The following is an 11,159-nucleotide window of genomic DNA, read 5'->3' on the forward strand; positions in this document are numbered from 1 at the left end:
TTTTCCAATGCCAGAGTAACCGGATACTAGCATCATTTCGGTGCTGCCTCTGCTGACTCGCTCAAAGGCTGCTAATAAGGTTTCAACTTCTGTTTCTCTGCCGTAGAGTTTTTGAGGTATCTGAAACTTATCTGTAATATCTTTTTGGGCGATCGCAAAATCTGCAATTCCTCCCGTAGTTTTTAATTGTTCTAGGCATTCTTCTAAGTCAGCGATAATTCCCCAAGGGCTTTGATATCTGGCTTCAGCGGTTTTCGCTAATAGCTTCATCACAATATCAGAAACAGCTTTAGGAATTTCTCGATTGATTTGATGGGGCGGTACTGCTTGTTTGGCAATGTGACAGTGGATTAATTCCATTGCATCGCTGTAATCCCAGGGCAATTGCCGCGTTAGCAGTTCGTAAAAAGTGACTCCTAATGAGTAAAAATCAGTGCGGTAGTCTATCGCTCTGTTCATTCTGCCTGTTTGTTCCGGCGATATATAGCTCAGAGTGCCTTCTAAAACATTAGGATTTTTTAGGGTAGGATTTTCGCGCTTTAAAACAGTAGAGATGCCAAAATCTATAATTTGAACTCGCCCTGTGGTTGAGTTAATAATAATATTGCTGGGATTGATATCTTTATGAATAATTTTATGTCGATGAATTTCACCTAAAGCCCTGGTTATTTTAAGAGCTGTTAATAAAAACTCTTCTAAGGTAAGTTTGTGAGAAGCCAACAAGAGCTTTAATGAGTCTCCACCACAATCCTCGAAAATGATAGCCAAACTGTTATGGTATCTTTCTAAGCTGTAGGTTTTAGGCACACTTTCTAGGTTGAGATTGTGTGTAATTTCGTATTCCTGCTTGTATCTGACTAATGAAGCTGGCATCGGATAATCTTGTTTGAGAAATTTGAGAATTACCGGTTGGTTGTCTTGCTTTCTCAGTCCTCGGTAAACTAAAGAATTATTACTTTCATGGATTTGGTTGGTAATGTCGTAGCCCGGTAAGTTAATCATTCTTACAGCCTCGTGTCAGTATTAATACTCAATTATTTTTTTTTGAGAAATTGTTAATTAATTAAGTAGATGTATCCTCTAATACATAAATAATATCCAAAAATTTAATAAAAACTTAAGTTTAAAAAGAAAAGTTATTTTTTATTAATATTTCTTAACAAGAAGACGGCTAAACATTCCGGTCAGGAGTGCGATCGCAGTTTCCTCCAAAAGCAGGCAGAACAGAGTGAAGGGCGATCGCCGTTAGTCTTCCTAGGAGATGTGGGCGCTGCATAATTAGAGTATAAATAGGGGAATTACCATGTAAGGAAAGCGAGTACAAATCGCCTCTTTTTCCTTCTTCATTCCACATCTTCATTAGACAAGATTGCAAAAATAATTAGGACGGGGTCTCCGGCCCATCAATGATGAAAAGGATTTTTGCAAGAGGTCTATTACCAAGGATTGCCAATCATTGTAAAGGCGGCCCAATAATAAGGATGCAAAAGCACTCGATCGCCCCGCGCCGCAATTTCTGGAGGCAAAATTAGACTTTCAGAAAGCCCATCGACTCGCAACATCCCGTCTTGAATCCGCACGCGCCCCTGCAGCATCTCCAATTGCGCGCGTCGCAAAGCCTCCGCTTTAATCATCAAATTACCACCGCGTCTGGGGGCCCGCAACTGCCGATAAAACTCAGTCATCAGCCCCAAAGTCCCCTCATCGCTGACTTCCCACAAACTCGCCAAAGCCGATTTAGCACCGCTAGCTACCGCCAAACCCGCAAACCCTAACTCCGCATCTGCATCGCCCAAAGCGGTACTGCACGCGCTTAAAACTAACAGATTCACCGGCGGTTCATTCCACCGCAACTGTGGCATTTGATCGAGGCGTAATTTAGTATCCCACAACTGAATGTAAGAATTTTTTGGTTCCCCGGGCTGGAATTCGCTGTGAGTTGCTAAGTGAATGATACCAAAAGGCCGATTTGCCCGCTGAGCTTGCAAATTTTCGAGAGTAAAATCTTGATTCAAAAATGATTTTCCGCGATCGGGCGGCGCGATCGACTCTAACTCCACCGGTACCGCTGGTAATGGCGCTTTATCTTCAAATACCGACGCCCCCATTGCCAAAATTTCATCATCCGCAATATTGTCGTAGCCGATATCAGTTAAACTCAGACTCGGCATCACGCTAATGCTGTATTTCTCAACTAAAAAGCCTTTGCCGTCGTGAAGGGCCGCAAACGGCACGCTCCGCAAACCTGCTGCCGGAATTACAATTAAATTGTCAATCTTTAAAGCTGTCAATTCTGCGGCCACTGGTGCAATTAACCACCGATAAAGTTTTTGCGCCGTATCCAAATAACTAAGGCTGCTTCTTTTTCGGGGATTAGTTATTTCGCTTTGCAGGGCGTCGGCTAGTTGCAACACCTGCCAGCGCGTTGTCGCCGGAATTAAAACGCGCTGCGGTTGAGCGTTAGCTGTTACTAACACTAATTCTAAATGCTCCCCGTTAGGAACATCGGAAACTTCTTTGCCCTCCCCTGGCAACCTCTGGGTCAACTTATCTTCTAAGGGATGAGGATGCTGGGATGCGAGGTTTTTTCTCACAGGCAATAGATTAGATAAATCCTGACTGGCTACCAGCACCGAACCATTTCCTTTGGCGGCGCCTGCATCCGCTCTGCTGACCCAATTCATATAAATAATTGCCGATTTTATCCCGGTAGTTTGTTCGTTTTTGCGAAGAGTTTCGTAAATAACCGACATATTACTAATCGGTCTTCTTGCGGGCAAGTCAAGATATTTTTCGTACTCACGAGTAAAGGTTTGTTCAAATTCTAAAACTCCCGAACCGGCCGAATCTAGCCTGCGAAAAGGAGCGAAAAAATCCGGGCTAATTGGGGAATGTTTGTATCTACTTTGCGATCGCAATTCTACTTGCACAGATGCAGGAATTGACAGCGCCGAATCAGGATTTACGGGGACTACTGGCACTACAGGCGGTGCGGGAATTGGTGCGGGAATCGGTGCGGGAATTGGTGCGGGAATTGGTGCGGGAATTGGTGCGGGAATTGGTGCCGGAGTAGAGGGCGGGCCCGGCGTAACTAGGGAAATCTGATTTGGTAAACTTCCTTGGGTGTAAGTTTGTCCAAAAGAAAAAGTGGGCAAAATGGCGTTTCCCGCGCCAGCATTAATGCTTCCCAGGGTTCCATTGTCGATCGCGCCGCCAACTACAAACGGTCGATCGATACCGCCTCCGTGGCGAATGGCGACTGCCCCCGCCGCCGCACCTCCGGCAGTAGAAATACTCGAAGAATTGCCCGATATATCGTTGAAAACATTGTTCGAGCGAAACAAACCGAGGGTTGTCACATCAACGCTGCCACCAGTGCCACCAGCGCCGCCTTGAGCGTTGATAAAGCCCGACTGAATGTTATCAGTCGCGCTCAGGGAAACGCCTCCGCCGTTGCCGTTTGAAGTGCTGCTGGAGTTGAGATCGAGAGCCGAAATACCCGCTTTCGAGGTGACAGCAATATTTCCGCCGATCGCCCCCGAAGCGTTCAAAGCTCCCGCAGTTAGAGGGCCGGCATTGCTTTGGAGAGCGATCGCGCCTCCTGTTCCCGTTGCCGATGAAGAGTCGATCGCACCTGCAGCAACAGTATTTCCCTCAACCCGAATCCTCCCACCATTCGAGGTAATATTACCAGTCCGAACCTCGCGGCTTCCTTGCAGGTTCACCCTGCCGCCATCCGTCCTTAAATTACCCTCTAGAAGGACATTTTCTGCCTTGATATCGGCTCCCAAAGCGGCCGTACTGTCCCCCCCGAAGGTAACAGACTCTCGCGCGTTAACGCTCAAACTTCGCGCTGTAATTGTGGAAGCAGCCGTCACGCTAGCAGCATCAGCCGAGAGCAGGCCCAACCTCTGAGTTTGACCGACTAGGCCGTCAAAAGTAATGTTGCCGCCAGCGCGCAGCGTCAAGTTATTTGCTCGGCCCGGCGTGCTGTCGAGGGTATTGGCAAAAGCAATATTGCCGGTAGTGGCGGTTAGGGCGGCGGTGCGATCGACTGTGACGTTACTATTGAAAGTCATGTCGCCAGATGTCGCAATATTGCCCGAAACCTCGGTACTGCCGGCGTTTACACTCAAACTCGCCAGCGGTGCAGCTTGACCGACTGTAGCGCCGAACAGCACTCGCTGAGCGTCTAGTCTCAGGGCGCGAGATCCGTCTAGGCTACCGGAGAACAGAATGTTGCCGGTAACTTCCGTACTCAAAGCCACGTCAGCATTGAGGGATGCGTTTCCTGTAAAAGTGAGATCGCCGCCGGATGTGGCAATGTTGGCGTTGAGATCGGTTTGGGGCGCGTCCAGAGTCAAGCTAGCGTTGCCGCTTGTTCTTAGGGGATTGTCGATCGCGATCGATCTGCCTTGAAGTGTCAGCGGGCTGTTGAAGGTAATGGGTGCGACGATCGCGATCGACGAGCTGCTACCGTTTTCGCGCCCGATCGCGATCGAGCCGAAATCCCCCGCCAAAGCGCCGAGATCCCTTGCCGTCAAGTCTAAAATGCCCAAAATATCTCCGGTGCCACCGATCCGAATTGCTCGGCTATCGTTGGGTTGCAAGCGAATTGTTCCCCCCGCACTGCTGACAGAATTGCTGCCGCCTCTGAAGTCAATGCCGTTAGCAGTGAGAGCAATATTGCCGCCGTTAGCATTGAGTCCGCCCAGAGAGATGCTGCTGCCAAAAATGTTGATGTTGCCACCTTGAGTCTCGATTGCATCCTTGGGGTCGTTGACAACAAACACTCCGCCCGCTCTAAATGTTACGGTGTCTCCCGTTCTCGCTTGCAGCGAAAGTTTGTTATCGGGCAAGTCTTGGAGGGTGATGTAGCCCGGGGTATCTAGAACCACGTTGCTGCCGGCCATCATCTGTTCCAACTGCACTTCTGAGATCGATGTTTCGTTGGGTTGTGGTTCCGATTGCAGTTCCCCGCCAGTCGAGTCCCCGCTGCTGTCGCCGTTACCGCTGACGATCGTAATATTTGCCGGATCGAGCCACAAATTGCCGATCGCACCGTTAGTCGCGCGGGTATCGACCTGTCCTTGGAAAGTTAAAGCATTTTTGCCCGAAACTTCTACTTTTCCGCCGTTACCTGCGGCGATGCCCCCGCGAGCACTAATATTGCCCAAGAAGCGAGTTATATTGTCTGACCAAATTACCGCAGTGCCGCCATTGCCGCGGTCGATCGCGTTTGCTGCGATCGTAGAATCAGGACTAACATAAGTTACCTGGGCGTTTGGCACTGGTTCCATCCCCCGGAAACCACCTCCGACGCGCACAGTACCTCCGCCGTCCGTCCCGGAAGCATTGATATTTGCGCCGAAGAGTCCAACTTTTTCCCCTAAAATATTGACTGTGCCGCCAGCATTCCCAGAAGGACCAAATACATTTACAGAACCGGAGACGATCGCACTTCCGGGAACTGCCGACACTGTTTGACCGCCAGTCAGTACCAATTGACCTTGTTCGTTAGTCGTTAAACCTGTGGCTGACGCTACGCCGGGGCCCGTTAGCAACTGAGGCAAAGAAACCGGGGCGATTGCCGAGTTTTCTGAATGCAAAGACGGAGTAATTTCTAAACTTAATAAGTTACCCGTTTGACTGATGCGGACTGCATTTTGTCCCGGAACAGCCGCCACCGTAACTTGACCGTTGGGAGCAGATAATTGTCCTGTATTAATAACGGTGCCACCGAGCAAAGTTAAACTTTGCCCGCTGCCAACTGTCAAGTTTCCCGCATTGACAATTGCACCAACTTGTGAGTTGTTCAAATTAAATTGATTGGGATTTCCCACTAAAGCTTTGTAATCATTAATTCCCGCCGAATTGAACCAGCGCTCGCCGAACCCAATACCTGTAGCCGTTGTTGCAAAAAACGACCCCGGCACGTTTAATCTAGCATTTTGACCGAAGACAATTCCCGCCGGATTCATTAAGAATAAATTCGAGTTGCCACCGGTTACAGAAATCAGACCGTTAATTACGGAAACATTATCGCCGGAAATCCGCCCTAAAATATTTTGAATATTGGGATTAGTTAGAAAATTAGCTATTTGACCTTCGCTGAGATTAAATTGGCTGAAGCTGTGAAACAGATTTGCCCCGTTTCCCGACAGTTGTCCGCCGCTAATGTCTGTGCGATTTTGCTCCGACTTAACAACAGTATTCGTGCCGTCATTAGCGGGAACTACAGGTTGCGATCGCACTGCTAGCGGTAGCAGCCCAAAACCTAATGTCAAAATTAGAACAGAACGAAAATAGGTCATTGGAGGAAGCCATTAGTCATTAGTCATTAGTTCTTAGTCATTAGTCATTAGCCGGAAGGAAGAGGGAATTCAGAAAAGCCAATTCTCCATTACCAATTTTAATCTCTTCTCGTTTTGATTTTTTTTGAGCTGTAATGTTCCGCCAAAGTGCCAATAAACTTAAAAATGTCGATCGAATACCGCCACCGCCGGGGGTCGATCGCACTCCAAAACCACCCGTTGCCAGAATGTCGGAAATTTAAGGCAAATTTTGTATTGATCTGTAACAAGTGTATTGACAAAATCCCCCCAGAGTCCTATGATTTGAGCACGGATGGGGTGGGAAAGTAAAAACCCACACAAGAACTAGCTCCTCTAATAAAGTTAAAAACAAAATATTAATGCTTTTAGAGACCAACCATGCAAACTCCAACTTTCCCATTTCTAACGGAACAAATAGTTGATCAGATATTTTCGTCAGGCGAACTGACTCGCAAGGACAGACAGCGAATTCAGTCAATGCTGTTAAATGAGTCGATCGGCGAAAATGAATTGAGCTTAATTGAAAGAGTCATGGAAGGCGTAGTCAAGGGAATACTTGACGTGCTCAATTAGTTGATAACTGGCGTTAACTTATCTAAATGTAGGGTGCGCCGGGCCGCGCACCTTACCCTAATTTTAAATAAAAAAATCGCAAAGCGAAAAGCGAAAATTCTGTCACGGTTCTAAAAATCATCATCCGGGCTGTCATCCGGGTCATCATCCGAGCTCTCATCGCGACGCACAAGTTCAGAAGGAGGCCTATCGTTACTCCAGGCCCACCACACGGAATCGCACTGGCAGCGGTAAAATTCTTGCCACTTGCGACGGTTGAACTCGGTATATACTGGCGATCGACGATTAATCCATACCTCAGTGGCATTCGTGCAGCTAGCGCCGCACTTGGGGCAGCAAAACTCATTAGCGTGAACCGCCGTCGCAGTCCATTCAGGAGGATGTGGAGCAAAAGCTTCCATGTGTTAGAGTTTCTATCTAAACTGCTGGTAATTACGGCAAATCAAGGGTTGCTAAAGATCCGCAGACTTCGGAATGACCTAAGCAATGACAGAAGTACGCTGTTGAGTGCGTAATTCATCTGCCCGTTATTTTTTTTAGCATTTGCCGTCAGATGAATAGTATAACTGATGTGGTGCAAGCCGTCGATCGGCATTCTTAAGTATTTCAAGGACTAGGCTTATGTCAATCTACAATCTTATCTCGTTTCTGGGAATTTTTGGCTTATGTGCGATCGCCTGGATTTTTTCAGAAAACCGACAGTCCAAGTATATTCCCTGGCGCGTCATCATCTGGGGCATTGGCCTGCAATTAGTCTTAGGATTTTTAGTATTCCTGTTCCCCCCAACTCGCCTCGCCCTAGAGTGGTTTACTAGCTTGCTGGATGGAGTATTCACCGCTGCTGACGCTGGAGCGAGGTTTGTATTCGGGAGCAATGTTGTACCTATACCTGGTAAAGAGCCGGCAGTTAATTTAGGATATATTTTTGCCTTTAGAGCTTTACCGACAGTCATCTTTTTTTCTGGCCTCATGGCCTTGCTATACAACATCGGCGTGATTCAAATTGTCACCGAACTTTTTGCCAAAATCTTTTATACGACAATGCGGTTGAGCGGCGCAGAAGCCCTCAGTGGCGCTGCTAATATCTTCGTAGGAATTGAAGCGGCAATTGTCGTCAAGCCTTATTTGCCACAAATGACTCGATCGGAAATTTGTGCAATCCTCTCTTGCTGTTTTGGGACGGCCGCTTCTTCAACTTTAGCAATTTACGTTAGTTTTCTAAAGCCAGTTTTTCCCAATATTTTAGGGCATTTAGTTTCCGCTTCAATTATCGCCATTCCCGCTTGTTTTGTCCTATCCAAAATCTTAGTACCAGAAACAGGCGTGCCGCTGACAATGGGCGGCATTCCCAAGGAAGAACCGAAGCCTCAAGGCCGCGAGTTTGTGGGGGAAGAAATTTCGGACATGGAGCGCGAAGAATTCAAACAAGAGACTGTTGGGGGAGAACCCATCGAACGAGTCAGCCCTCTCGATGCAGCAATTATCGGCGCATTGGACGGTGTAAAAATGGCGGTAGCTATTGCCGCTGTTTTGATTTTAATCTTGGGCTTAGTTTCCTTAATCAATCAATTCTTTGGTTGGCTGGCAATTTTGCCAGGCCCAATTGGTGACTTGTTCAAAGTTGTCACCTTAGCCAACATTATGGGATTTTTATTTTATCCCCTGACGCTATTAACAGGAGTTCCATTAGACGACTCTTGGCAAGCGTCAGTAATTATCGGTCGCCGGCTGTTAGAAACAGCGATTCCGCCCTATCAAAGTTTAGCAGAAGCGGGGGCAAAAGGACTGGTGAGCGATCGTACAGTTTTAATTGTCAGTTACGCCCTTTCCGGCTTCGCCCACTTAGCCTCTGTCGGCATATTTGTCGGTGGCACAATAGCCCTCATTCCATCCCGTCGCAAAGACATTTCCGAACTCGGTTGGAAAGCATTATTTGTAGGCACTTTAGCGACAATGATGATCGCTTGCATCGCCGGCACCTTCGACACTGGAGACGCCAGCATTTTAGGCGCTAAAACAGCCCCTGCTGCCCCGCTAGCAGCCCCTGATTCTCCAAAACCACCGGCCTCCCCAGCCGCGAATTCAAAGCCGTCAGTTGCCCCAGCGATTGTCAGTCCGAAGCCTTCGGCTAATACCCAAAAAGCTTCTCCCAGAGATCAAGAATCTCCCTCTCCCGCATCCAAGAAAAACCCTTAATTATCTTCTATGGACTTGTAGGGGCGGGTTTTACGAACAATATTTAACTAGCGTCAAAAATCTACAGAAACCCGCCCCCACAGAACCAATAACCTACATCAACTTTGATTTCGATCGCATCAGCTCTTGGGTGGGGGCGGGTTTACGAGATTGTAGGTTTTAGACAATTATTGTCGGTAAAACCAGCCGCTACCAGGCCCTGACCAATATTATTGTTTTTTATCTAGATGCAATTACCAGTTACTAATTACCCCAAAATTTATGAATCCCGATCCAGAAATTCGCCGCCTGTTAGATGTGATGCCCGCTTCCGGCCGCATGATGTGTAAAATTATTAATAAGCCACAACAATCAACGGTAATTGACTGCGATTTTCCTTTGCCTTGGAATCAATCTCGCCCGATTTATATTAATTTTGATTTGTGGCGGCTGCTATCTAAGCCGCAGCGGGATTTACTGCTATTGCGGAATGTAAGTTTTCTGTGCAGTTTTAAGTGGTTTAAACCGGATATTTATCAAGGTGCGGCTCTGGCGGGAATTGTCGGGACTGTTGTAGAATTGTTGCAGGGAGATGCGATCGGCACTGCGATCGCGGGCGGTTTGACGGGACTCGCCATGACTCGAATTTGGCGCGACAACCGCAGTTCCCAAGTAGAGTTAGATGCTGACGAGGGGGCGATTAGAGTCGCTCTCAGGCGCGGTTACAATGAAGCGGAAGCGGCCGGACATTTGCTGGGGGCGATCGAGGCTGTGGCGCAAATTGAAGGGCGGAGTTTGGATTTTAACGAATTGATTCGGTGTCAAAACTTAAAGGCGATATCGGGTATTTCGGCGGTGGGGGTGCCCGATAGTGTGAGGAAAGATTGAAAAAAACGTAGATATAATCAAGACGGAAACCCCTAAAATCCACAACTATGTTAATCCTGCCAAAACTGGAAAACCTGCGCGATACTCTACCTATAGAAGGAGCTGTCCGCATTGAATTAGTGGAAGGCGTACCCATTTTTAAAGCCTCCACCGCTGTCAAAAATCGAATTCAAGAACTGTTGGACAAACAACAAACCTTGCCCCTAAATCCTGACGAAGAACAAGAACTCAATCTTTACGAAGAAATCGACGATTACCTCAGTTTTGTCAATCGGACTGTCCGCAATCTTTTCTTGGGTCAGATTCAGCCTACTGTGTAGAAATGTCCGGTCGCCGTCAAATCCCTGAAAATATCCAAAATCAAGTTCGTCAGAGAGCAAACTGTCTGTGCGAATATTGTCATGCCTCCGAACAATGGCAGTACGTAGAGTTTACTATCGAGCACATCATTCCCTTAACTAAAAGTGGGACTAACGATATTGACAATTTGGCACTAGCTTGCTTTCACTGCAACCGCAAGAAATCTGATAAAACTACAGCGATAGATGCTCAGTCAGAGGTAGAAGTACCGTTGTTTAACCCCAGACAAGATAGTTGGAGCGAACATTTTATTTGGTCTGCGGATGGATTATCAATAGTTGGTTTGACTCCAATTGGACGAGCTACAGTTACAGCATTAGTCTTAAATCGAGAGAGAGTCATTAATATTCGGGCCGCTGACAAAGCTATAAAACGACATCCACCCGCAGGCGATTTAATTCAGTCAGAAAGTTGAGCATACTGAGAGTGACTCAAACTTTGAGGGGCTACCCCTGCGGCAAAATTTGTACTGCAATGAAAGATCGATTCCTGCGGAAATCTTCGCTAACGCACTTATTTTAATTATTTTAATCGAAAGTGCAATCGCTTGTCAGTCTCTGAGGTTTCCCCCCGTACATTAAATCACCTCAAACTATTTGGATCGATTCCTAACTCCCGCAATTTTTGTGCTAATCTGTTCACCTGTTCTTCAGGAGTCAGATAACGTTTTCCATCTGCATCGTACCAATACAGCCACTCCCTCGTCACTCCAGAATAAGTAGGTCGGCGGGAAAATCCATAAGTATGTAACAAAATATTAAGTCGGGTGACTGGACTTGAATTTAATACGTTGTGTAGGGTAATCTCCTCTTTTTCCTCTAACTTCTA

At 47.1% G+C, this 11,159-nt stretch carries 10 protein-coding genes; 5 read left to right on the forward strand and 5 right to left on the reverse strand.

Annotated features, from left to right (window positions below; all coding sequences use genetic code 11):
• The 3 genes from NDI35_RS29195 to NDI35_RS29205 all read right to left on the reverse strand — a co-directional run.
• Positions 1–1,002, reverse strand: a 1,002-nt coding sequence (locus NDI35_RS29195; protein ID WP_445315752.1) for a protein kinase domain-containing protein, incomplete at its 3' end; no start/stop codon positions are given.
• Positions 1,003–1,171: 169 nt separating this feature from the next.
• Positions 1,172–1,360 carry a hypothetical protein gene (locus tag NDI35_RS29200; RefSeq protein WP_445315753.1) on the reverse strand — a complete coding sequence of 63 codons (189 nt, stop codon included), beginning with the start codon at positions 1,358–1,360 and terminating at the stop codon, positions 1,172–1,174.
• Positions 1,361–1,436: 76 nt separating this feature from the next.
• Positions 1,437–6,314 carry a CHAT domain-containing protein gene (locus NDI35_RS29205; protein ID WP_445315754.1) on the reverse strand — a complete coding sequence of 1,626 codons (4,878 nt, stop codon included), beginning with the start codon at positions 6,312–6,314 and terminating at the stop codon, positions 1,437–1,439.
• A 399-nt stretch (positions 6,315–6,713) separates the two neighbouring features.
• Here NDI35_RS29205 and NDI35_RS29210 point away from each other — a divergent pair, with 399 nt between their 5' ends.
• Positions 6,714–6,908: a hypothetical protein gene (locus tag NDI35_RS29210; protein WP_445315755.1), complete on the forward strand. Its 195-nt coding sequence runs from the start codon at positions 6,714–6,716 to the stop codon at positions 6,906–6,908.
• 110 nt (positions 6,909–7,018) lie between these two features.
• Here NDI35_RS29210 and NDI35_RS29215 read toward each other — a convergent pair whose 3' ends face one another.
• Positions 7,019–7,309, reverse strand: coding sequence for a hypothetical protein (locus tag NDI35_RS29215; protein WP_333187955.1), 291 nt, complete (start codon positions 7,307–7,309; stop codon positions 7,019–7,021).
• 220 nt (positions 7,310–7,529) lie between these two features.
• Between NDI35_RS29215 and NDI35_RS29220 the strand changes: the two genes are divergently transcribed.
• The 4 genes from NDI35_RS29220 to NDI35_RS29235 all read left to right on the forward strand — a co-directional run bounded on the left by NDI35_RS29220 (position 7,530) and on the right by NDI35_RS29235 (position 10,746).
• Complete coding sequence (locus NDI35_RS29220; RefSeq protein WP_445315756.1) at positions 7,530–9,104, forward strand: NupC/NupG family nucleoside CNT transporter; 1,575 nt, start codon at positions 7,530–7,532, stop codon at positions 9,102–9,104.
• Positions 9,105–9,365: 261 nt separating this feature from the next.
• Positions 9,366–9,971: a DUF3318 domain-containing protein gene (locus NDI35_RS29225; RefSeq protein ID WP_445315757.1), complete on the forward strand. Its 606-nt coding sequence runs from the start codon at positions 9,366–9,368 to the stop codon at positions 9,969–9,971.
• Between the two features lie 47 nt (positions 9,972–10,018).
• Positions 10,019–10,291 (forward strand): hypothetical protein, encoded by a 273-nt coding sequence (locus NDI35_RS29230; protein WP_445315758.1) that lies wholly within the window; start codon positions 10,019–10,021, stop codon positions 10,289–10,291.
• Positions 10,292–10,293: 2 nt separating this feature from the next.
• Positions 10,294–10,746, forward strand: a complete 453-nt coding sequence (locus tag NDI35_RS29235) for an HNH endonuclease (protein ID WP_445315759.1) — start codon at positions 10,294–10,296, stop codon at positions 10,744–10,746.
• Positions 10,747–10,913: 167 nt separating this feature from the next.
• Here the strand turns inward: NDI35_RS29235 and NDI35_RS29240 are convergent, their stop codons facing one another.
• A complete protein-coding gene (locus tag NDI35_RS29240; RefSeq protein WP_445315760.1) occupies positions 10,914–11,084 on the reverse strand; it encodes a hypothetical protein in 171 nt (56 codons plus the stop codon).
• Positions 11,085–11,159: the final 75 nt, after the last annotated feature.

The sequence above is a fragment of the Microcoleus vaginatus FACHB-2002 genome, from assembly GCF_040004035.1.
Taxonomy (GTDB): domain Bacteria; phylum Cyanobacteriota; class Cyanobacteriia; order Cyanobacteriales; family Microcoleaceae; genus Microcoleus; species Microcoleus vaginatus_C.